General features: G+C 64.0%; 23 protein-coding genes and 1 pseudogene. 5 read left to right on the top strand and 19 right to left on the bottom strand.

From position 1 onward, the window contains the following. Positions 1-15 precede the first annotated feature (15 nt). Complete coding sequence (locus tag JOE60_RS15405) at positions 16-969, bottom strand: septum formation family protein (protein WP_239528884.1); 954 nt, start codon at positions 967-969, stop codon at positions 16-18. A gap of 241 nt (positions 970-1,210) precedes the next feature. On the opposite strand from JOE60_RS15405, the gene JOE60_RS15400 reads away from it, so the two are divergent. Further along, positions 1,211-1,435, top strand: coding sequence for a DUF3073 domain-containing protein (locus JOE60_RS15400; RefSeq protein WP_167267372.1), 225 nt, complete (start codon positions 1,211-1,213; stop codon positions 1,433-1,435). Positions 1,436-1,622: 187 nt separating this feature from the next. Further along, entirely contained in the window at positions 1,623-2,393 is a 771-nt protein-coding gene (locus JOE60_RS15395) for a VOC family protein (protein WP_167267370.1), read from the top strand. Positions 2,394-2,472: 79 nt separating this feature from the next. Here the strand turns inward: JOE60_RS15395 and purM are convergent, their stop codons facing one another. Both purM and purF read right to left on the bottom strand, forming a co-directional pair. After that, positions 2,473-3,621, bottom strand: a complete 1,149-nt coding sequence (gene purM, locus JOE60_RS15390) for a phosphoribosylformylglycinamidine cyclo-ligase (protein ID WP_167267369.1) — start codon at positions 3,619-3,621, stop codon at positions 2,473-2,475. After that, on the bottom strand, positions 3,618-5,246 hold the full coding sequence (gene purF, locus JOE60_RS15385) for an amidophosphoribosyltransferase (RefSeq protein WP_167267367.1): 1,629 nt from the start codon (positions 5,244-5,246) through the stop codon (positions 3,618-3,620). The genes purM and purF overlap by 4 nt, the downstream gene beginning before the upstream one ends. A gap of 158 nt (positions 5,247-5,404) precedes the next feature. Here purF and JOE60_RS18410 point away from each other — a divergent pair. Both JOE60_RS18410 and JOE60_RS18405 read left to right on the top strand, forming a co-directional pair. Then, positions 5,405-5,869 (top strand): annotated as a pseudogene (locus tag JOE60_RS18410) (SRPBCC family protein); the annotation flags it as partial. Between the two features lie 30 nt (positions 5,870-5,899). Beyond that, positions 5,900-6,346 (top strand): VOC family protein, encoded by a 447-nt coding sequence (locus JOE60_RS18405; RefSeq protein ID WP_239529111.1) that lies wholly within the window; start codon positions 5,900-5,902, stop codon positions 6,344-6,346. Position 6,347: 1 nt separating this feature from the next. Here JOE60_RS18405 and JOE60_RS15375 read toward each other — a convergent pair whose 3' ends face one another. The 4 genes from JOE60_RS15375 to JOE60_RS15360 all read right to left on the bottom strand — a co-directional run bounded on the left by JOE60_RS15375 (position 6,348) and on the right by JOE60_RS15360 (position 8,611). Continuing rightward, positions 6,348-6,680, bottom strand: coding sequence for a hypothetical protein (locus JOE60_RS15375; protein ID WP_167267363.1), 333 nt, complete (start codon positions 6,678-6,680; stop codon positions 6,348-6,350). 91 nt (positions 6,681-6,771) lie between these two features. Beyond that, positions 6,772-7,113 (bottom strand): hydroxyisourate hydrolase, encoded by a 342-nt coding sequence (gene uraH / locus JOE60_RS15370; RefSeq protein WP_167267361.1) that lies wholly within the window; start codon positions 7,111-7,113, stop codon positions 6,772-6,774. Beyond that, complete coding sequence (gene uraD / locus JOE60_RS15365) at positions 7,110-7,619, bottom strand: 2-oxo-4-hydroxy-4-carboxy-5-ureidoimidazoline decarboxylase (protein WP_167267359.1); 510 nt, start codon at positions 7,617-7,619, stop codon at positions 7,110-7,112. The genes uraH and uraD overlap by 4 nt, the downstream gene beginning before the upstream one ends. Before the next feature lie 155 nt (positions 7,620-7,774). Then, the gene (locus tag JOE60_RS15360; protein ID WP_167267357.1) at positions 7,775-8,611 is read right to left on the bottom strand and encodes a phosphatase PAP2 family protein; all 837 of its coding nucleotides are present in this window, start codon (positions 8,609-8,611) and stop codon (positions 7,775-7,777) included. 193 nt (positions 8,612-8,804) lie between these two features. On the opposite strand from JOE60_RS15360, the gene JOE60_RS15355 reads away from it, so the two are divergent. Continuing rightward, positions 8,805-9,899: a pyridoxal-phosphate-dependent aminotransferase family protein gene (locus JOE60_RS15355; protein ID WP_167267355.1), complete on the top strand. Its 1,095-nt coding sequence runs from the start codon at positions 8,805-8,807 to the stop codon at positions 9,897-9,899. A 115-nt stretch (positions 9,900-10,014) separates the two neighbouring features. Here the strand turns inward: JOE60_RS15355 and JOE60_RS15350 are convergent, their stop codons facing one another. The 12 genes from JOE60_RS15350 to gcl form a co-directional block, all read right to left on the bottom strand. Continuing rightward, entirely contained in the window at positions 10,015-10,278 is a 264-nt protein-coding gene (locus JOE60_RS15350) for a hypothetical protein (RefSeq protein ID WP_167267353.1), read from the bottom strand. A gap of 8 nt (positions 10,279-10,286) precedes the next feature. Beyond that, positions 10,287-11,372 carry a C2 family cysteine protease gene (locus tag JOE60_RS15345; RefSeq protein ID WP_167267351.1) on the bottom strand — a complete coding sequence of 362 codons (1,086 nt, stop codon included), beginning with the start codon at positions 11,370-11,372 and terminating at the stop codon, positions 10,287-10,289. 88 nt (positions 11,373-11,460) lie between these two features. Then, positions 11,461-11,802, bottom strand: coding sequence for a hypothetical protein (locus JOE60_RS18400; RefSeq protein ID WP_239528883.1), 342 nt, complete (start codon positions 11,800-11,802; stop codon positions 11,461-11,463). 396 nt (positions 11,803-12,198) lie between these two features. Then, a complete protein-coding gene (locus JOE60_RS15335; RefSeq protein WP_167267347.1) occupies positions 12,199-12,618 on the bottom strand; it encodes an ATP-binding protein in 420 nt (139 codons plus the stop codon). Next, on the bottom strand, positions 12,611-12,943 hold the full coding sequence (locus JOE60_RS15330; RefSeq protein WP_167267345.1) for an STAS domain-containing protein: 333 nt from the start codon (positions 12,941-12,943) through the stop codon (positions 12,611-12,613). The genes JOE60_RS15335 and JOE60_RS15330 overlap by 8 nt, the downstream gene beginning before the upstream one ends. Then, positions 12,933-14,909: a glycosyltransferase family 2 protein gene (locus tag JOE60_RS15325; RefSeq protein ID WP_167267343.1), complete on the bottom strand. Its 1,977-nt coding sequence runs from the start codon at positions 14,907-14,909 to the stop codon at positions 12,933-12,935. Before JOE60_RS15325 ends, JOE60_RS15330 begins: the two co-directional genes overlap by 11 nt. Before the next feature lie 19 nt (positions 14,910-14,928). Then, entirely contained in the window at positions 14,929-16,035 is a 1,107-nt protein-coding gene (locus JOE60_RS15320) for a PP2C family protein-serine/threonine phosphatase (RefSeq protein WP_167267340.1), read from the bottom strand. A gap of 178 nt (positions 16,036-16,213) precedes the next feature. Next, positions 16,214-16,681 (bottom strand): thioredoxin-dependent thiol peroxidase, encoded by a 468-nt coding sequence (gene bcp, locus JOE60_RS15315; protein WP_062068067.1) that lies wholly within the window; start codon positions 16,679-16,681, stop codon positions 16,214-16,216. Between the two features lie 81 nt (positions 16,682-16,762). Then, entirely contained in the window at positions 16,763-17,533 is a 771-nt protein-coding gene (locus JOE60_RS15310; protein WP_167267338.1) for a winged helix-turn-helix domain-containing protein, read from the bottom strand. A gap of 11 nt (positions 17,534-17,544) precedes the next feature. After that, the gene (gene allB, locus JOE60_RS15305) at positions 17,545-18,894 is read right to left on the bottom strand and encodes an allantoinase AllB (protein WP_062068064.1); all 1,350 of its coding nucleotides are present in this window, start codon (positions 18,892-18,894) and stop codon (positions 17,545-17,547) included. Beyond that, positions 18,887-20,056, bottom strand: a complete 1,170-nt coding sequence (locus JOE60_RS15300) for a glycerate kinase (protein WP_167267336.1) — start codon at positions 20,054-20,056, stop codon at positions 18,887-18,889. The genes allB and JOE60_RS15300 overlap by 8 nt, the downstream gene beginning before the upstream one ends. A gap of 24 nt (positions 20,057-20,080) precedes the next feature. Continuing rightward, on the bottom strand, positions 20,081-21,856 hold the full coding sequence (gcl, locus tag JOE60_RS15295) for a glyoxylate carboligase (protein ID WP_167267334.1): 1,776 nt from the start codon (positions 21,854-21,856) through the stop codon (positions 20,081-20,083). Positions 21,857-21,982: the final 126 nt, after the last annotated feature.

Below are 21,982 nucleotides of genomic sequence, written 5' to 3'. Positions count from 1 at the left end.
TTGGGGAGCCGGCAACTACTTTCTGAGGATTTCTTCCTTGATGGTGTTGCCGGAATCCACCACGATGAAGCAGTCAACGCGGCGGTCTCCCTGATCCCAGCTGGTGGTGCTCGGGTAAACGTTCTGCTGCAGCAACACGTAGTTGTCGGCAGCATCGTTGAGCTTCACTGACTTGCAGACTTCGCGGCCCTTGTCCCGGAGCGCGTTTGTTCCCGGGAAGGAATCGTCCTGTGGGTACGTGAAGACGGCGCCAAGCTCGGCCGAGTGCTCCGTATCGCAAGCCACGGCCTTCGCCTTGGTTGAGTTGGGATCGAAGTCGGCAAAGCAGTCGCCCACTTGGAAGTCCTTGGCATCTGCTTCGCGGGGGAGCGGCCCCTGGGAGGGTGTCGCGCTGGGGCTGGGTGCTGCGGTGGTGGGCCTGTTGCCCAGGAGGCTCAGGAGCACCCAGATCACGATGCCGATCAGGATCAGGATTCCCAGGACGATTCCGCCGATCACCAGGCGCTGGCGCTTGATGGGATCGCCTTGGGGTTGCTGCTGCTGCCAATTCTCCGGCGGGCCTGATGGCTGGCCGGGGTACGCCGAAGGGTAGGTGGGGCCGCCGGGGTAAGTGGGGCCGCCGGGGTAGGTGGGGCCGTCTTGGTAGCTCGGTCCACCGGGGTAGCTCGGTCCACCGGGGTAGCTCGGTCCGCCGGGATAGCTCGGTCCGCCGGGATAGCTCGGTCCGCCGGGGTAGCTCGGTCCGCCGGGGTTCGCGTGCGCGGCCTGCTGTGCTGGCTCTTCAGTGCCGGGAGGCACGGCTGGGTCGGGTTGTTCGGAAGGGTTGGGAACGAAGTCCGGGTCCAGATCCGGTGCGGGATCGGCAGGCAGTCCGGACGGTGGTTCGGAGGGGGCAACAGGTGGCTGTGGTGCATCCCCGCCGGGCTCGTGCGGTGAATCGTCGTGCGGGGGAGTCTTATCCTGGCTCATATTCTGGGGTGTGCCTTCCTGCTGTGGGCCGCATTGAGGCCGACTCTACCGAATTTTCACGGTCGTGGAGGCTTGCGGGCGCCCCTTTTGGCAGGTGTGGCCGGAGGCACGTGCTCCGGTGGCACGCGGGGACCCTGGAAAGCATGTAATCTAGACATACGACAAATTGACCAAACATTCCGGGGCCTCACCGATAGCCAAGGTGACCACCTCCGGTCCAAGTACAAAAGGGGGTCACGCCATGGGGCGCGGCCGTCAAAAGGCAAAAGCTACCAAGCAGGCTCGGGACATCAAGTACTACTCCCCGAACACTGACTATTCGGCACTTGAGCGGGAGCTCACGGGTCCGTCCAGTCGTGTCAAGAGCCACTTCCCGGACGATCCTCCGGAGCCGGATTACTCGGCCTACGAGGATAAGTATGCGGAAGACGATGAGGACGAGGTAGACACCCGTCGAATCGTATAGCTGACCGCAGCAAACAGGTGCCGTTGGCACTGGGTTGCGGACCGCCGTCGTACATAAGGTCATCGCGCATCTTCGGACGCCGTTCATCTTTTCGAAAAGGGCCCACAGGGCACGCCATTCATCGGCGTACCCTGTAGGCCCTTTTCTGCGTAGGCTTGGGAGAATTGCAGTGAAAGGGCTGGACGGAATGACCGAACGTACCCACTACGCAAGTGGCGAGCCCTGCTGGGCGGATCTGCAGACCCGCAATGTAGCAGCGGCCAAGGACTTTTACCATCAGGTGTTTGGGTGGCGCTACCAGGACCTGCCCACACCGGATGGCCGCAGCTATGCGCAGGCGTTCGTGGGCGGCAAGCTGGTGGCGGTCATTGCTCCGCAGAGTCCGGTACAGGAAGCAGCGGGGAACCATGGTCAGTGGAATGTGTACCTGGCTGCCACTGACACGGAGGAAATCGGCGAGGACGCCGGGCACGCGGGCGGCAAGCTCCTGTTCGGTCCGGAGCCTGTAGCCGACACCGGGGTGCTGGCGTTCGTTGAAGTGCCCGGTGGCGGGACCACGGGGATTTGGCAGGCGGGGAGCCATCTGGGCAGCCACCTGTACAACGAACCTGGTGCGTTGACGTGGGCTGAACTGCTGACGCCTGAGCCGCAGGCCGCCGTCGCGTTCTTCCAGCAGCTGTTTGGTTATGAGGTCACCGAATACCCGCAGGACGACGGCGGAACCTACAGCACGCTGATGATCAACGGTGACGAGGTGGCCGGCGTTGTTCCGGCGGGGTCTGCTGGGGATGCCGGGTGGGAGATCTACTTCGGGGTGGCTGACGTACGCAAGGCCGTGGACGCTGTGATGGCGGCCGGGGGAGAGGTCCTGGTGGCGCCGGAGGAGAGGCCGGAAGCGGGATCGCTGGCCTCTATCCAAGACCCCCAGGGTGGAGTCCTCAACCTTATTCAGGTGTAGGGCCCTCAACCTTATTCAGGTGTAAACGAAAAGAGCGGCCGGGCAGCAAAAGCTGTCCGGCCGCCCTTATGGGATTCGCTTAGGCGTACGCGTTCACCAAACGTACGGCGCCGCCGTCGACACCCTTGGCACCTTGGACGTAGTCCGGGCCGGTCTTGTCGATCGAGTCCGAGTTGGCCGAAACCGTACCCATGACCCAGGACGGCAAGCCGCGGTCGTTGAGGCGGGCAACGGCTGCGTCGGCAACCTCGGGGGACACGATTGCGATCATGCCAACGCCCAGGTTCAGCGTGCGCTCCAGGTCGGCCAGCGGGACGTTGCCCAGCTCGGAAACCAGCTTGAAGATGGCCGGGAGTTCCCAGGTGTTGCGGTCAACGGTGGCAACCAGGCCCTGGGGCAGGACGCGTGCCAGGTTGGCGGCCAGGCCGCCACCGGTCACGTGGCTGAACCCGTGGACTGCTGCGCCGCCGGTCAGGGGGAAGGTGCGGGCGAGGTCCAGGCAGTCTGCGGCGTAGACGCGGGTGGGCTCCAGGAGCTCTTCGCCCAGCGTCCGGCCGAGCTCGGAGACCTGGCGGTCCAGCGCCCACCCGGCGTGGTTGATGACGCGGCGGACCAGTGAGTAGCCATTGGAGTGCAGGCCGGAGGAAGCCATGCCAATCACCACGTCGCCTTCGCGGACGCGGTCCGGGCCCAGGAGGGCGTCGGCTTCAACAACACCGGTGGCGGCACCGGCCACATCGTATTCGTGCTCGCCCAGCAGGCCGGGGTGCTCAGCAGTTTCGCCACCCACCAGCGCGGTTCCTGCAACCGAGCAGGCAGCGGCGATACCGCGGACAATGTCAGCAATGCGCTCCGGAACAACCTTGCCGCACGCGATGTAATCGGTCATGTAGAGCGGCTCTGCGCCCACCACAACGATGTCGTCCACCACCATGCCCACCAGGTCAAAGCCGATGGTGTCGTGGATGTCCATGGCTTGCGCAATGGCAACCTTGGTTCCAACGCCATCCGTGGAGGTGGCCAGCAGCGGCTTCTTGTAGGTCAGCAGCTTGGAGACGTCGTACAGGCCGGCAAAACCGCCGACGCCGCCAATCACCGAGGTGTTGTGGGTCGCCTTGACGGCGTCCTTCATCAGTTCAACGGCGCGGTCTCCCGCTTCGACATCGACGCCCGCGGAGGCGTAGGTGATGCCGGCGTTGTTCCCAGCGGCGGGTGTTGCGGAGCTCATACAGACTCTTTCTTGTCGGCGTCGGTCAAACGATCAGCGTCGGTAAGCAGGTTTTCGAATTCGGCGTCAGGTCCGGGGTCGCAACCAGTGGCGCCCGGCTTCTCGGCAGGGTCCTCGGTGTCGTCCACGGCATCAGACTCGGAAGCGGGCAGCCCGCCAAGGTCCGTGCGCTCCAGCAGGTTTTTGCCCAACTTGTCTGCGTGCGGCAGCTCGATCGGGTACTTGCCCGTGAAGCAGGCCGTGCAGAGGCGTTCGCGCGGCTGCTGGGTTGCGCCGATCATGCCGTCTTCTGAGATGTAGGCCAGCGAGTCGGCACCAATGGCCTGCGAGATTTCCTCAATGGTTGCACCGTTGGCGATCAACTCTGCGCGGGACGCGAAGTCGATGCCGTAGAAGCAGGGCCACTGGACCGGAGGGGAGGAGATCTTCACGTGCACGGCTGCCGCACCGGCTTCGCGGAGCATCCGGACAATAGCGCGCTGGGTGTTGCCGCGGACGATCGAGTCATCCACCACCACAATGCGCTTGCCACGGATCACGGATTCCAGGGCGTTGAGCTTCAGGCGGATACCCAGCTGGCGCAGGGTCTGCGACGGTTGGATGAACGTACGGCCCACGTAGGCGTTCTTGACGAAACCGTGGGCGAAGGGGATGCCGGACTGTTCCGCGTAACCAACTGCGGCGGGGGTGCCGGACTCGGGAACGGGGATCACCAGGTCGGCCTCGTGCGTGTTCTCGCGGGCCAGCTGGCGGCCCATTTCCACGCGGGCCTCGTAGACGGAGCGGCCGGCAATGGCTGCATCCGGGCGGGCCAGGTAGACGTACTCGAAGACGCAGCCGGCGGGGGTTGCCTCGGCGAAGCGCTGCGAACGGACGCCGTCCTCGTCGATGGCGATGAACTCGCCGGGCTCGATCTCGCGGATGAAGCTGGCGCCAACAGTGGCCAGGCCGGCCTGCTCGGAAGCAACAACCCAGCCCCGGTCCAGGCGGCCCAGACACAGCGGGCGGATGCCGTACGTGTCGCGGGCTGCGTAGAGGGTTCCTTCATCCATGAAGACGAAGCAGAAGCCACCCTTGATCTTGGGCAGCAGCTCCAGGGCGGTCTGCTCCAGGGTCTTGCCTTCTTCGCCCTCAAGGAGTGCGGTCACCAGTGCGGTGTCCGAGGTGTTGCCCTGCTTCATCTCACCGGTCAGCTGGCCATCGTTGCGCTCCAGGATCATTTCGCGGAGCTCAGCGGTGTTGGTCAGGTTGCCATTGTGGGCCAAGGCAACAGTGCCTGTTGCGGTAGCGCCCAAGGTGGGCTGCGCATTGGCCCAGTGGCTTGCACCGGTGGTGGAGTACCGGCAGTGGCCTACGGCCAGGTGCCCGGTAAGGGTGTTCAGGGTTGTCTCATCGAAGACCTGGGACACCAGGCCCATGTCCTTGTAGACATTGATGCGCTTGCCGTCACTGGTAGCAATACCAGCCGACTCTTGTCCGCGGTGCTGCAGCGCATACAGCCCGTAATAGGTGAGTTTTGCTACTTCTTCACCGGGAGCCCAAACCCCAAAGACGCCACAAGCGTCCTGGGGGCCTTTTTCGCCGGGGAGAAGATCATGAGAAAGTTTTCCGTCGCCACGTGCCACTGGTCGATTGTCTCATGTTGTGGCCGTGGTACGTTCCCCCGCCGCCTATGTGACCCTTCGAAGAAGCATGTTCCCGCGGAAATGCGGCGTGTTTCACATCCACAACCTCGCTGGGGTGCCCTTGTGTGGGCATCCTCACATGGTTAGCGTGGGCGGCAATGGAAAAAGACCCGCACACCCTTCAGGAAGGCCGGGACCGGTCCTTCACCCTCACCGTCGCGGCAACCCGGCGCCAGGTCTTCAAGGCGTGGACTGAGCCGGAGCATCTTGCATGGTTTTACAACCCGGAGATGCCCACTCCCGCTGAGCCCATCGAAGTGGATCTCAGGGTAGGTGGAACGTGGAAGCAGCACATGGTGGTCAACCCGGACCTCAGCTATCCCACGGGCGGCGTGTATTTGGATATTGAGCCGGACAAGAAGCTCGTCTTCCGCTGGGGAGCTGTGGGTGGGTGGCCCGAACTCGACGGACAGGCTGCCCTCACTGCCCCGATTGTTACGGTGCAGTTGGCCGATTCCGGTGCAGCCACCGAGGTAGCCCTCACGGTTGAATTCCCGGAACAGTTCACTGTGGAGGAGGTTCGGCAGCAGATCGACGGCGGCACCCGGGCCGGGTGGGCAGCCACCCTTGATCGCGTGGCCGGCAGCAGCGCACTGGTTTCGACGCCGGGTCCCGGTCCTTTTGCGGGGCCGCGCCTCTACCTGCTCTTCCCGGGAACGGCACAGGAGGCACTGACCTTCTATGCCGGCATCTTTGGCGGGGAGCTCTCCCTGCACAGCTACGGGGATTTCGGCCGCAATGACGGTCCTGCCACGGCCATAGCCCACGGCGAGCTCAGCGGAGCGGTGTCGTTGGCCGGAGCGGATGCTGCGGAAGGGGAAAACGCGGTGCAGATGCAGGGTGCCATGCTTTCGCTCCTGGGAACGGCGGAATCGTCCACGCTGCACCGCTGGTTCGATCAGTTGTCCGAGGGCGGCTCTGTGGTTGATCCGTTGGCGCCGAAACCGTGGGGAGCTTCAGACGGCCAGGTAGTGGATCGCCACGGCTTGCATTGGCTGATTGGCTACGAGCCCGAATCGGTGCCGGAGCCGGAAGCGTGACTTAGCGGCCGCCGTCGTTCTCTGCTCCCTCGTCCGGAACCGAATCCGGGACGGCTTCCACTACGGCGTGCTGTGTGCGCTTGACGCTGATGCGGTCCAGGATCAGGGCCAGGATCGAGAAGAGAATGACGCCGCCGCCCGCGCAAACGATCAGGAAGAAGCCGAAGACCGTGCTGGCGTCGAAAGCGGGATCGGCGGGACGGCCGAAGGCGATGATCGCTGCCACAATGGCGCCCACCACCGCGCCCAAAATCATGAAGGGTACAAACTTGGGTGCCCGGCGGACCGTGATCTCGCGGCGGTCGGTAGTGGGGGTGGTGTCCTCTGAAGCCATGGGTTAAAGCCTACCGTTCCCGGCCCACGTGACAGTTAATGCCAATGTTCCTGGCGAACATTGGCATTAACTGGCAACTCGGCGGGGTGGGTTAGCTACCGCGGTACGTGGAGAACGCGAACGGACTCAGCAGCAGGGGGACGTGGTAGTGCTCGCCGGCATCCGAAACTGTGAAGTTCAGGTCCACTTCCGGGAAGAACGTCTCGGTTCCCAGACCGTCGTAGTAGGCGCCCGTGGCGAAGTTCAAACGGTAGGCGCCGCCGGGAATCCGCTCCGGGCCGAGCGTCTTGATGCGGCCGTCGGCGTCGGTTTCGCCCTTCGCCACCAGGGTCCAGTCGTCACCTTCGCGGACGTAAAGTACGACGGCGACACCCGCCGCCGGGCGGCCGGAACCGGTGTCCAGGATATGGGTTGTTACCTGTGAAACGCTCATGCGTTGACTCCTTCGCTGACCAGTCCGGAGAGGCGCAGCAGTGCGATCTCGCGGAGCTGGCCGGCCACGATTGTGTCTTCTTCTTCGGGGGTGTGGGTGATGCGTTCCTGCAACGTGCTGAGGATTTCCTCAGCGCTGCGTCCGGCAGCACGGATCAGGAAGACCCGGCCGAACTTCTCCTCGTAGGCCCGGTTGCCTTCGGCGAGGGCGGCAGTGGTGTGGTTGTCGCCGGGGTCCACTCCGGCTTGCTCCGAGCGCGACATGGCGGCCTCGGTGGTTTGTGCCTTGGGTCGTTCGCCAATCCGGGGGTGGTGTGCCATGGCGGACTCCACCTCGGCAGAGGTGAAGGGTTTGGCCGCACTCCGGGCCTGGCCCAGCAGCTCGTCAACGCTGGCATAGGGGCGCGCGTCCACGATGGTTTCCACCCAGCGGCTGATGTCCAGGCAGGGGGTGAGGATCCGGGTGGCCTCGTTGCGGTCGACACTGTTGAATACTGCAAGCTCCATGCTTGTTATCCTCGTGCAAAATGCTGGCATCCATGGTGTGGGCTATGCGGAACCCCGAGGTTTTTACGGGGGAAGCACGTTGCTTCAAACTTCCGCATCATGGAACTGTTATTTCAGCATGCGTAATTCAGTGTTGCCGAGTCACGGCGTCGGTGTCAAGAGACTACCGTGTCCTGACTGTGGTGTCGGCGTGCCCGGACGGTCAGATACAGTCGATGCGCCGTGATCACCAGTGCCAGCCAAGCTATTCCTATGGCCCACGCCGCCAGCACGTCGGTCAGCCAGTGGTGGCCCAAATAAACGCGGCTAAGTCCCATGGTGGCCGCGAAGACCGCGGCGATCACAATGGTGATGACGCGGGCCCGCGTGGTCTTGAGTCGCAAAATGATCAGGTAGGCCACGATTCCTGCGATCACCATCGAGTTGAGCGAATGGCCACTGGGGAATGACGCGGAATGCTCGTAGGGCGGGATGGCATCCACTTGGTCCGGGCGCGAGCGGCCGAAAATCGGCTTGCCAAGAATGGTGATGATCAGTGATCCCAGGCCTGCTGAAAGCATCAAGATCACGGGCGTCCAGGACTTCCGCCGCCAGGCAAGGAAAATCATGATGGCCGCCGCAATCAGTGGCATGCCCAAGGTTCCGCCGATGTTCGTATAGGCGGTGACGGCCGCATCCAAGGCCGGCGAGCGGACTGATTTGGCAGTCGCCAGAGCCGGATCGTCCAAGGCTGCCACGCCGTCGGCCTCTGTTACCGACTCGTAGACTTCGCCGAACACCCATGTCAGCGTAAAGGTGATGACCAGGCCGATGGCCATGGTGATGATGAGCGCCGCGTAGGGGCCGAGGATCCTGGTGATGCCTTCGGCGCCCTTGGCCATGGTGCGGCCCACGGGAGTTTTCCAGCGGGTGAGGTCCTGTCCGGCAACAAATCTGTCCTGGTGGATCTCGCCCGTTACGCCCGTTTCCGGCGACTCGTTCCGTTCAGTCACTCTGGTCCTCTGTCCGCGCCGGCCTGGGTATTGGTGAGCAACCTTAGCAGTTTGGCCTTGGAGGATCCTGGGTGATCGGCCCGGAACGTTGCGAGGCCCGCTCTACGCACCCTACGGGTGTTTTGGGGCGCAGAGTGGGCCCCGCAACGTTGGGTGGGGCAGAATGACCTCAACCAGCTGAAGGAGTTCGCACATGCCAGAGATTCTCACCTCCAGGTTCCTGTTCGGTCCTGGCCCCAGCAACTGCTACCCGGAAGCGATGGCCGCACTGGCTTACCCGGTGCTCGGGCACCTGGATCCTGTGTTCATCGAGCGGTTGGACCACACGTGCGAGGGTCTCCGGGCGGTGTGGGGGACCAGTAATGCGCGGACCCTGCCGTTGAGCGCCACCGGTTCCGGCGGCATGGAAGCGGCTTTCGTGAACACAGTCTCCGACGGCGACGTGGCAGTAATCGCTGTCAACGGACTCTTCGGGGCGCGGATGTGTGAGGTAGCCAAGCGTTGTGGAGCAACGGTGGTCCGGGTGGATCACGAATGGGGCCAGCCGGTGGACGCTGACCGGGTTCTGTCAGCGCATCCGAATCCCAAGGTGATCGCCGCCGTCCACGCCGAGACTTCGGTGGGGGTGCTCTCCGACATCGCGGCCCTCGGCGCAGGCAAGGGTGACGCGCTGCTGATTACCGACGCCGTCACCTCCATCGGCGGACTGGAACTCCAGGCAGACGACTGGGGGATCGACGTCGGATACGCCGGAACTCAGAAGTGCCTCGGTGTGCCGCCGGGACTCTCGCCGTTCACCGTCTCCGACCGCGCGTTTGAACGCCGCGTGAAGGATCCGCGGTCCTGGTACCTGGATATCGGGCTGCTCGGCGGTTACGTGGGCGCGGCCAGCGGCGCACGGACCTACCACCACACCGCGCCGGTCACCATGATCGCCGGGCTCGAAGCTGCGCTGGACCGGATCCTGGCCGAGGGGCTGGAGGCTGTGCAGGCACGGCACCACGCCGCCGGCACCGCCTTGCAGGATGGCCTGCAGGAAATGGGACTGGAGCTGTTCGCCGCCGAAGGGTCCCGGCTGCCCAGCCTCACCACCGTGAAAGTGCCCGACGGCGTCAGCTCGGCCGCCGTCCGCGCTTACCTGCTGGAGCACTTCAGCATGGAGATCGGCTCAGGGGTGGGAGAGTTCGCAGACACCGTGTGGCGCATCGGCATGATGGGCCCGAACGCCAACATTGCCTCCGTGACACTGGTGCTGGGTGCGCTGAAAGAGGCCATCGCCAAGGCCTGACCCGCAAACCGTCCCTCTCTCACATCCCGCTGGCTTTGGGGCGTTGCTCCCTCACATCCCGCCGGCTTTGGGGCGTTGCTCCCTCACATCCCGTCGGCTTTGGGGCGTCCCTCTCTCACCTCCCGCCGCCGTACTTCAACGTCACGGACGCGAGGGCCGGGTCGTCGTCGGGCTGGATGTCGGTAACCGTGAGTAGTCCGGCGCCCGGGAGCGTGACGGACTGACCCGCCCGGAAAGCCTGCTTGCGCTCCTGCCCGGCGGTCCGGATCCAGAACTGCACGGCGGGAGCTCCCTCGGCGATGCCAATCTTCACCACGCCCACCTTCACGCCGTCGAAGGTTGGCTGCATTCCTTGCTTCACGGTTACCAGCTGTTCCACGGCCATCCCTACTTCACATCCACGGAGTACACGGAGTCGAAGTTCTCCTTGTACTCATCTTCGGTCAGTTCCAGTGTTCCGGACTTGTGGTCGCTGTCGCCCTCCATGTAACCGCCGGAAGGCCCCCACGGGTTGGCCAACACGATCACTTTTTCGCCGTCGTCGTTGGTTTTCACATCCACAACAACGTACGCGTGGTTGGGGACCACGTCTGTGCGGTTGACCTCTTCAGATTCCCAGAACCAATCGAAGTCGTCGTCTTTCACATCTTCAGTGCCCACCGATACCGCCTGGCCGTCGGAAAGCTTGTCCTCGATCTCGTCCAGGTTCAGCTCGCCGTCCTTGTCCGCGGACTGTCCCGTCATCAGCTCCATGGCCTCATTGCTGAACCCGCCGTCGATATCGTCGTAGGAGCCGCCCCGGTGTTCCGCGGCAGCGCGTTCGTAGATGGACAACCAGTTCGGTTCGCCGTCTGCGCCGCGGACTCCGCCCTCCGTTGACTTGGCCTCCACAGTGACTTCCACGGGTTCGCCGTCCTCGTACAGGGTGACCACCCAGTGCGTCGGTGGGTCTCCGACGGGACGCATGTGCGATTCGAGGAACTCGTCCAGTTTTCCCTGGCGCTCCAGTTCCTGGGCCACGGAACCGATCCCGGCCAGCAACCAGCAATCGCCGATCTGGCCCTGATTGATGTCGCTGGGATCACCGGCGTCGGGGTCGTTCCGAACATCGCCGGGGACATCGACGTCGGGCGCGTCCGGGTTCAGGGGGCCGGGGTCCCCGGGCGGGTTGGACTCGCCCCGGCCGGTCCGATCCGACCCGGACGACCCGGAGCTGGACTTGTCCTGCTCCTCGGCATTTCGCGACAATTCCGTGGCCTGGTTCCGCAATTCGGCGGAAATCCTGATCAGCATGGGCCGGTGCTCGGAGTTCCACGACGCTCGGAAGGATGCGGCATCGTGGCCATCCCATCGGGCGTTGGTGATGAGGCTTCCAAGCTCTTGGGACAGCGAGGTCATTCGCTCGGAGTGCCGGGACATGGTCTTGGCCAACGTCCGCAATTGTTCAACATCAGCACCGTAGAATCCCGGCATTGTCCTGTCCCCCTTGGATATTGTGGCCATGAAGCCAAGGTCACCGTAACCGCGTGGCTTCCCTGACGCGATGGATAGAACTTCCCTGTCAGCCCGTGGGAGTCGCCGTGGTCTCGCAACTTTCGGCTGTGACCGGCACCGTCATCCGCAGGAAGGCCGGGCTTTTCGATTCGATGGTGATGGTTGCGCCGGTCCCGTCCGTGCTGCGGGCCACCACCCAGCCACCAGGGACGGGGTCGGTTCCGCCGAACGCGGGGAAGCCGTGCTTCTCCAGGATGGGGTCTGCCGCATCGAAAACAGCCTCGAAGTTCTTGGACGGCGCAACAATGTCCGCGCTGCTTTTCATGCTTTGTGGAAGGAATATGCACGTGCCGTCTTTGCTGTTCACCACGCTGGAGGGATCATCCGGGGCCCACGTGATGCCTGGCATTCTGGCTTCCAGTGCCGCGACGAGTTCCTTGGTCAGGGCGTCGTATTTTGTGGTGCTTTCCGCGAGAGATGCCGGGGCGGCCGTGACGGGTGGTGCCGAGCTTGGCTTCCGGGTGGGACCGTCCGGGGGAGTGGCGCAGCTGGATAGTGCTGCTGCGCACCCCGCTAGCGCAGCCGTTAGTCGCAAGTTTCGCTGCGCGGTTTTGCGCATGGGTCCCCCAACTTCATAAATCGCTCGACGGCGGTACTCACCGAATGGTGTCACACATGCCCTCCGTCGGCGATGGGCAGAACACCCCTCCGCCTGCTGTGGGGTAGGGATGTGAGAGAGGGATGGGTGGGTGGGGTAGGGATGTGAGAGAGGGATGGGTGGGTGGGGTAGGGATGTGAGAGAGGGTCAGGTGTTGCGGGTGAGGATCCAGGTGTTGGTGCCGTCCTGGCGCTCGAATGTCACGGTGGTCACCAGGGCTTCGATCAGCGCCAGCCCACGTCCGGATTCGGCATCGGAACCTGGCATCGAGGCCTGCATGTCGTTGGCGAAAGGCTCCCGGGCGTTGAACGCACTCACCCGGGCCACCAAGCGGGCGGGCCACACGCTGATATCCACGTCGATCTCCACGGGCTTGTCCGCCACGGGAAGCGCGTGCTGCACAATGTTGGCTGCGGCCTCGATCACTGCCGTGGCAAACGTCATCCGATCCACATCCGGCACAAAGGAAGCGTCCTCCCACAGGGCATCGAGCTCGTCGTGGATGGCTTCAATGGCGTCGTCGTTGGACTGGCCGTGGAACCCCCTGCGGGCAATCACCTCAGTCATCGCCGAATGCAGCTTCAGCCGTGGGGTAGGCAGTAAGCACCCGGTCCATGTTGGTCAGTTCCAGGACCATCTTCACCTGGGGCTGAACGCCGGCGATCCGGAGGTCACCGCCTGCCTGACGTGCGGCCTTGAGACAACCGATCAGGGCGCCCAGCCCGGAGGAATCCATGAAGTTGGTTTCGGCCAGGTTGACCACCACGCGGTTGGAACCCGCTGCCACAACCTCGTTCACTACCTCGCGGAGCTTGGGGGCAGCCACCATGTTGAGCCTGCCAACGCTCTTCACTTCTGCGTAGGAGTCGTTGACCTCGTAGCTAAACTGCATCTGCGTTCCTCTCTTCGGGGCGCTGGGGCCCAACATCTTCGGGGACGAATCCCTTGTACAAAACTGCCTTGACCAGCACGCTCAGCACCACGAGGTCGTAGGCCACCCAGGCCACGTTCACCAGGGTGCCCAACGGCTCTGACAGCCCGGTGACAAGGCGGGCCACGCCCACCACCAAAGCAATGGCCAGCAGCACAGCAACGATGATCTGCGGACGGATCAGGCTCCAACTTGGTCCGCCGCTCTGGCGGGCTTTGGGGGTGACGGCGAACCCCAGGGGACGGCCGAACCAGACGTTACGTGCCGCCGTCGTACATGCTTTGATCCACGTGGGGAACAGCGCCAAGCTGTACTGCTGCCCGCGCCAGGTGGGAATTCCGTGCCCGGCCACCACAAACAGGAGCTGGTTGACCACCATGAACGGGATGAAGCGGATGAAGAAGTCGTAGCTGAGGCTGCTGACCGGGAGGATCCCCAGTGTCAGGTAGATGATGGGAGCAGCGAAGTACACCACGGCAGCGAACCCACTGAGGTAGCTCCACATGGTGGAGAAGTACATGAGCCGCTGGCCCCACGACATCCGGCGCTGGATCAGCGGATTCTCGCGGAGCAGCACCTGCATGGTGCCCTGTGCCCAGCGGAGCCGTTGCGTCAGCATGGTTTTGAGGTCCTCGGGCGCCAGGCCGTTGGCCAGGATCTCGTGGTGGTACACGCTCTTCCAACCCAGGCCGTGCAGGCGCATGGACGTCGCCATGTCCTCGGTGACGGAGATGGTGGCAAGCGGCATGATCGGCTGGGCTTCGTCGGTGCGTTCAACGGAGATGGCGTCCAGCACCGCGTGGACCGATTCCAGCGCGCCCAGCGGTGACCAGTCGCGGCCGGACATGCGGTCGACGGCGTCACTGGCCACTGTGGTGACGCCGGACTCGCCGACGTGGGCCAGTTCCATCGCGGCAATTTCTTCGAGGTCGGACTGCAGCGCGGAAAAGTCCGCTGCCACCAGGGTCCGGACGGCATCGTCCACTTTGCGGCGCACGCGGTAAGTAATCTCGCTGAGGGAAGCACCGGCGTCGAGCTCCTGCTGAGCGGATTCGGTGGCGGCTTCCACCTGCGTCAGCATGTCGGCCACCAACGGGTTCTCTGCTTCCGCGGACCGCCGGGCCTTCTTGATGGCCGAGCGCGACGCGCCCAGCGCCCGGCGGACGCTCTTCTCTGTGGCTTTGACGTACCCCACCAGGCCCAGCTGCATGAGCCCCTCGCGGCGCAGGATGGCGTTGGAACCGCAGAAAAACGCCGCGTTCCATCCGTCCTTGCCCTGCTGGATGGGCCCGTAGAACAGGGGAGCCTGACTGCCCAGGGGATCGTCTGCGGGGACGTTGGTGAAGTACTGCGGTGTTTGGACCAGCGCCACTCGATCATCGGTGAAGTAGCCCAGCGTCTTGTCCAGGATGTCGGGCTCGGGGATCTGATCGGCGTCGAGAATCAACAGGTACTCGCCGGAGGTGACCATGAGCGCGTTGTTCAGGTTGCCGGCCTTGGCGTGCCGCGGCATGTCCGGTGTCCAGTCCGCGCCCCGCGTCACGTATCCAATACCGTTCGACTCGGCCAGTTGCCGCATCTCCGGGCGGTTGCCGTCGTCCAGGATCCAGGTGCCGTGGGGCCAGCGGATGTTCTTTGCCGCCAAGGCGGTGGTCATCACCAGGTCCAACGGCTCGTTGTAGGTGGTGATGAAAACGTCCACCGTTGCGTCCTCCGGCGGAGGGGGCGGCGGCTTGCGGATTTTCAGGTTCCATACCGTCAGGCCGAACAGCATCACGTCAATGAGGCTGTACGTCTCCGCGATCACCAGGGGCAGCGCGATCCACCAAGCATCCCAGTTCAGGGAGGCAAACCAGCGCCACGCCACATAGTTGACGCCCAGAATGACAGTGAGGAGAACAAACAACCGGGTCCAGAAACGTGTCACACTTCCCCCTTGTTGTGGCTCAGTTGGCGCGGCGGACGACGACGGCGGTCACGTCGTCTTCGGCGGTGGCAGCCGGTGCCAACTCCAGGAGTGCGGCGCAAATTTCGTCCGACGTTGTTCCGTTGCGAGCCACCTTCTCAACGTTCCGGATGAAATCTTCGAGGGACCTATGGGCGTCCAGTACTCCGTCGCTGACGATCACCAGGGAGTCGCCGGGAGCCAGGTCCAGCTCGGAAGCGGGCCAGTGCTGCCCCTCCAGAATTCCCACGGGAGGCCCGGCCGACACCAGCCGCTGGGCTTCCCCGTCAGCCGGGACGTACAGCGCAAGTCCGTGTCCGGCGTCGATATAGCTGAGCTTGCCGGAGGCGCTGTCCAGCCGCGCGTGGAACATGGTGACGAAGGAGCCGGACTGGTCCAGGTCCGAGCTGATGGTGGCGCTTGCGGAGCCGAAAGCGTCGTCGATCCCGGGGGTGTCGGCCACCGAGCGGATCACCGCGCGGACGGTGGCGGCGATCAGGGCGGCGCCCATTCCCTTGCCCATGGCGTCGGCGAACGTCAGGTGCATTCCGTCACGGGTCTGGTACCAGTCGTAGAAATCCCCTCCTACACTGCGGGAGGGGCGGAAGGCCCCGGCGACGTCGTATCCGTCCAGGCGGACTGTCTCCCGGGGGAGCAGGCTTTGCTGCACCACGGCGGCCCGCTCCAGCTCGTCCGTTTGGCGCTGGTCCACCGCCGGCGCGGCGGGTGTGCGGGCCCGGCGGAACAGGGCGCGGATGCGGGCTTGGAGTTCCTTGGGGCTGAAAGGCTTGCTGATGTAGTCATCCGCGCCGGTGTCCAGCCCGTTCAGGCGGTCGATTTCGTCAGCACGGGCGGTGAGCATCAGGACGTAGGCATCGGAGAATTCGCGGAGCCGGCGGCACACTTCCATGCCATCGATGTCCGGCAGGTTGATGTCCAGCGTCACCAATTCGGCATTGGTTCTACGGACAGCCTCGACGCCGGACAGGCCGTCCGGTGCCTCGGTCACCACAAAATCGAGCTGCTCGAGTACCAGGACGAGGAGGCCGCGGATATCGGCGTCGTCTTCGACGACAACTGCGTGGCGTACGGGCGTAGGGGAGACCATGGCTCCATTAACTACTGCGGCTGGGGTTTTGTCACGTTTAGTCAAGGAATGCGTAACGCCCGCTCACAGGAGTGAGCGGGCGTTACAAGAATTGTGCAGTTATGTGAGAGAGGGATCCACTCAAGCACGCGGGATGTGAGAGAGGGACGCTCTGGAACCCGCGGGATGTGAGAGAGGGTTAGACGCCCAGCTCTTCGCGCAGCGCCTGGACGTGGCCCTGGGCCGCCACCTGGTACTGGGTGAGCTTCACGATGCCTTCGCCGTCCAGGACAACGGTGGAGCGGACAAGGCCTTCGTGGATTTCGCCGTCAACCAGCTTCTCGCCCCATGCGCCATATGCCAGGGCAACTTTGTGGTCTTCGTCGGAGAGCAGCGGGAAGGTCAGCGCAAATTCACCAGTGAACTTGGACAGGGCCTCCGGAGCATCCGGGGAGATCCCGATGACGTCGTAGCCCTTGCCCTGGAGGCTGGCGAGGTTGTCGCGGAAATCGCAGGCCTCGGTGGTGCAGCCGGGGGTGGCAGCCTTCGGGTAGAAGTACACAATGACGTTGCGTCCGCGGTAATCGGACAGCGAGACCTTGGTGCCGTCGGCGTCGAGCAGCGCGAAGTCAGGTGCTTGCGTTCCGACGAGGAGTTTCTGGGTCATGGCGATCCTTTACGTTTCACCGGCAAACAGCCGGCATTCATCATTCAAAAAACGGATTGTCTAACTGACTGAACAGCGAAGCTAGATGCTGTATTCCGCAGGTCCGCGCACCGTGGCATAGGGGCCTGGCACGAACTGGTAGCCGCCACCACGGACGGTGGCGACGGTGTGCCGGGCGGAGCCGAGCTTCCGCCGGACCCTTCCAACATAAACGTCGATCGAGCGAAATGCCGCGCCGGGAAGGTCAAATGACTCCAGGAAGCGTTGCAATTCTTCACGTGCAATGGCGCGGGAGCAGTTCACCACCAGGTACCGGAGCAGCTTGTATTCCATGCCAGTAAAGGAAACCGGCTCACCGTCCAGCAGGACTACTTCAGCGGCGAGGTCCACCGCAAGTTGGCTGCGGCGGCTCGCCAACGTTACGGGCTCGACGGCGGTGCTGCCGCCCGCTTCGGTGCCGTTGCCGCCGTCGGAAGTGGCTTCAGAACGGGCTTCCGCGAGGGCGTCGGCGAGCGTTACCGTTGCTGAATCCGGACCGTTGGTACCGGCGTCGGCGGCTTCCTGCGGAGTGCCGCCCCAGGAAGTGTCGCCGACGCCGGAGTGCTGTGCCCCGGTGGCGGGCCAGATGCGGACTTCCGCCTCCGGGGCAAGTTTCATGGCACGGGCCAGCACAAGGCGTGCCGCCCGTTCCCAGACTTCAGGATCAATGTCGTCACCCTCGGCAGGGTTGACCCAGAGCGCCAGCCCATGTGCTGTCAGGCCGTTCCGATCATTCAAGCCAGCCCGCCGTCCCGAGACCCCGCGTGCGGCGGGTCCTCGCGACGGCGGAGGCCCGTAGGCATTGACTGCCATGACAGTGGGTCCTAAACGTTGCCGCGGCGGAGCAGCTTGCCGCCGGGGTTCTGGCCGTCGATCGGGGTGCCGCGCAGGTAGGTCTTGCGGACGACGCCGGCCAGGGGACGGCCGTCGTACGGTGTGATCGGGTTCTTGTGCTTGAGCTTACTGACGTCCACCACGAAGGCTTCGTCCTGGGCGAAGATGGAGAAATCGGCGTCGTAGCCCAGGGCCAGCTGGCCCTTGTTGTGCAGGCGGGCCAAAGCGGCGGGCTTCTCGGCCATCCAGGAAACCACCTGTTCCAGCGGGATGCCGCGGTGACGGGCTTCGGTCCAGATGAGGGACAGGCCCAGCTGCAGCGAGGAAACGCCGCCCCATGCCACTGCGAAGTCGCCGTTTTCCAGGTCCTTGAGGTCCAGTGTGGAGGGGGAGTGGTCCGAGACGATGCAGTCGATGGTGCCGTCCTGCAGGCCCTTCCAGAGGAGCTCGCGGTTGGAGGCTTCGCGGATGGGCGGGCAGCACTTGTAGGCCGTGGCGCCGTCCGGGATTTCTTCGGCCATGAGCGTCAGGTAGTGCGGGCACGTCTCAACGGTGAGGTTGACGCCGTCGCGCTTTGCCGAAGCGATCATGGGCAGTGCGTCGGAGGAGGAGAGGTGCAGGATGTGGGCGCGGGCGCCGGTCCAGCGTGCGCGTTCGATGACCTCGGCAATTGCCTTGTTCTCAGCGCCGCGGGGGCGGGAGGCGAGGAAGGTTTCGTAGTGGTCGCCGCCGGGGTGCGGGGCGCGGTCAATAGCGTGGGAGTCCTCCGCGTGCACGATCATGAGGGAGTCGAAGGACTTGAGCTCAGCCATGTCCTCTTCCATCTCATCTGCGTCCAGGTGCGGGAACTCGTCCACGCCGGAGTGCAGGAGGAAGCACTTGAAGCCGAACACGCCTTCGTCGTGCAGCGGGCGGAGGTCGCTCTTGTTGCCCGGGATGGCACCGCCCCAGAATCCGACGTCCACGAACGCCTGGTCCTTGGCGACCACGCGCTTCTGCTCCAGGCCGTCCACGCTGGTGGTGGGCGGGATGCTGTTCAGCGGCATGTCGATGATGGTGGTGACGCCACCGGCAGCTGCGGCGCGCGTGGCGGAGGCGAAGCCTTCCCACTCGGTGCGGCCGGGCTCGTTGACGTGGACGTGGGTGTCCACCAGGCCGGGGAGGAGCGTTTCGTCGTCTGCGAGTTCGATGACCTCGTTGCCGGTCAGGCCGTTGCCGAGGGGTTCGATCGCGACGATGACGCCATCGCGGATGCCAACTTCGCGGGCTGCGATGCCTGCGGTGGTGAGGATGCGCTGGCCCCGGATAACGAGGTCATAGGCGCCGATTGCTTCAGACATTGAGGTACTCCTTGTTGTCGGTCCGTTCCGCCAGGTACACGCCTATGTGCTTACCTAATTGTTCAAGCAACGGACCTGCTTCTGCGATACATTTTTGGACATCTTTTTCCAGATCGGTCAGTGCGTGGACCGTGTGGAAGCCGGCGTCCGTGAGTTGTTCCCGGCTCAGGGTACTCCGGCCGCAGACTGCGATCACGGGAACCCCGTTCCGCTGCGCTGCACGGGAGACGCCCATGGGCGTTTTGCCGAGCAGGCTTTGCTCGTCCAGGCTGCCTTCTCCGGTAATCACCAGATCGGCGCCCTTCAGCCGCTCTTCCAGCTCAGTGAATTCAAGCACGACGTCGATGCCCGGCCGCCGCTCTGCCTTCAGTGCCGCGATGGCAATGTAGCCAACGCCGCCTGCCGCTCCAGCACCTTCTGCCTTGGCAGCAAACTTGGCATGTTGCCCGGTGGTGGCGGAGAGGACGTCGACGAAGTGTTGCAGCGCCTTGTCCAGGGAGGTGACGTCGTCCGGCGTCGCGCCCTTCTGCGGACCGAAGATGGCTGGGGCTCCGCTGGCCCCCAAAAGGGGATTGTCGACGTCGGACGCCAACACGAACTCCGTTGCTTCGACGCGGACGTCGAAGTTGGAGAAGTCGATGGAGTTCAGCTGTGCCAAGGCGGCACCGCCGCCGGGGAGCTCGTTGCCGTTCTTGTCCAGGAAGACGGCGCCGAGGCCCTGCAGGACGCCTGCGCCGGCGTCGGTGTTGGCGCTGCCGCCCACACCTAGGATGATCTTGCGGCAGCCGAGGTCCAGCGCGGCCCGGATGAGTTCGCCCGTGCCGATGCTGGTTGCGGTTTTGGCCGTCTGGGACGTGGGGCCGTCCGGGAGGAGGGCGAGACCGGAAGCTGCCGCCATTTCGATGACAGCTTCCTGGTCCCGCACCGCAAAGTCGGCCTTCACTGGCTCGCCGAGCGGGCCGGTGACGGTGGTGGTCCGGCGGGTGAAGCCGGAGCCGATGGCGGCGTCGATGGTTCCTTCGCCGCCGTCGGCCACCGGAATGCGTGTTGCTTCAAAGCCGTTGTGCCCGTAGCCCGCCAGCAGCCCTGTTGCCAGGTGCTCGGCGACGTCGGGCGCGGACAGCGAGCCCTTGAATTTGTCCGGGGCGATGACAACACGCATTCCGGTGCCTCCTTACTGTTTTCTCTAGGCCTTGGTCAGGATCGCGGTGGGTGCGTCCGCCGCGGTCTCTGCCAATTCTTCGAACTCGTTCACGCCGCTGATCTCAACGCCCATGGAGATGTTGGTGATCTTTTCCAGGATCACTTCAACAACCACGGGAACCTTGAACTCGCCCATCAGTGCCTTGGCCTTGTCGAAAGCGGCAGGCAGATCGTTGGGGTCCTCAACGCGGATGGCCTTGACGCCCAAGCCCTCGGCAACCTTGATGTGGTCCACGCCGTAGCCGTTGGTCTCCGGGCTGTTGATGTTCTCGAAGGCCAGGGAAACGTTCTGTTCCATGTTGAAGCCGCGCTGGCTCTGACGGATCAGGCCCAGGTAGCTGTTGTTCACCACAACGTGGATGTACGGCAGGTTGAACTGTGCGCCCACGGCCAGTTCCTCGATCATGAACTGGAAGTCGTAGTCACCGGACAGGGCAACAACGGTGGCGTCCGGGGTTCCACGAACAACGCCCAATGCGGCGGGACCGGTCCAACCCAGCGGGCCGGCCTGGCCAGCGTTGATCCACTTGCGGGCACCGAACACGTGCAACATCTGTGCGCCGGCGATCTGCGAGAGACCGATGGTGGACACGTAGGTGGTGTCGCGGCCGAAGGCCTTGTTCATCTCCTGGTACACGCGCTGCGGCTTAATCGGCACGTTGTCGAAGTTGGTCTTGCGGTGCAGGGAGCCCTTACGCTCCTGGCACTCGGCAACCCAGCCTGAGTAGTCCGGCAGGGTCTTGGCAGCTTGACGTTCGCGGGCCAGCTCCAACAGACCGTCCAGCGCCGCACCGGCGTCGGACGCAATGCCCAGGTCCGGCGAGAAAACGCGACCGATCTGCGTCGGCTCAATGTCGATGTGCACGAACTTACGGCCGGCCGTGTAGGTGTCCAGGCCGCCGGTGTGGCGGTTGGCCCAACGGTTGCCGATGCCGATCACGAAGTCGCTCTGCAGGAACGTCTCGTTGCCGTAGCGGTGTGAGGTCTGCAGGCCAACCATGCCGGCCATCAGTTGGTGGTCGTCCGGGATGGCGCCCCAGCCCATCAGGGTGGGGATTACCGGAACGTTCAGGATCTCGGCCAGCTCAACCAGCTGGGTCGAAGCGCCGGCGTTGATGATGCCGCCACCGGCAACGATCAGCGGGTGCTTGGCTGCGGTCAGCAGGTCCAATGCCTTTTCCAGCTGCTTGCGGGAAGCCTTGGGCTTCTCCACCGGCAGGGGCTCGTAGGCGTCGATGTCGAACTCGATCTCGGCCATCTGAACGTCGATGGGCAGGTCCAACAGAACCGGGCCCGGACGACCAGAACGCATCAGCTGGAACGCCTTCTGGAACGCACCGGGAACCTGGCCCGGCTCCAGAATGGTCATGGCGAACTTGGTCAACGGCTTGGCGATGGACTCGATGTCCACAGCCTGGAAGTCTTCCTTGTGCAGCTTGGCAACGGGTGCCTGGCCGGTGATGCAGAGCATGGGGATGGAATCCGCCCATGCTGCGTACAGGCCGGTGATCATGTCCGTGCCAGCGGGGCCCGACGTGCCGATGCAGATGCCGATGTTGCCATCAGCTGCGCGGCTGTAGCCGTCAGCCATGTGGCTGGCGCCTTCAACGTGGCGGGCCAGAGTGTGGCGGATGCCGCCGTGGGCACGCATTGCTGAGTAGAAGGGGTTGATCGCTGCGCCGGGCAGACCGAAAGCTTCGGTTGCGCCTTCCTTTTCCAGGATGGCTACGGCCGCATCAACGGTGCGCATCTTTGCCATGGTGTACTCCTTGTTTTTTGCCCTTTCGGGCGAAGTCTGTGGTGTTTTTGGGTGTGGTGAGGGAGCCGCCGTCGTTTACTTACGACGGCGGGTTCCCTGCTTTGTGTTGCTTAGCTGGCTTTTGCC

Origin of the sequence: Paenarthrobacter ilicis, assembly GCF_016907545.1 — a bacterium.
GTDB lineage: Bacteria > Actinomycetota > Actinomycetes > Actinomycetales > Micrococcaceae > Arthrobacter > Arthrobacter ilicis.
This window is presented reverse-complemented; position numbering and strand designations above follow the sequence as displayed.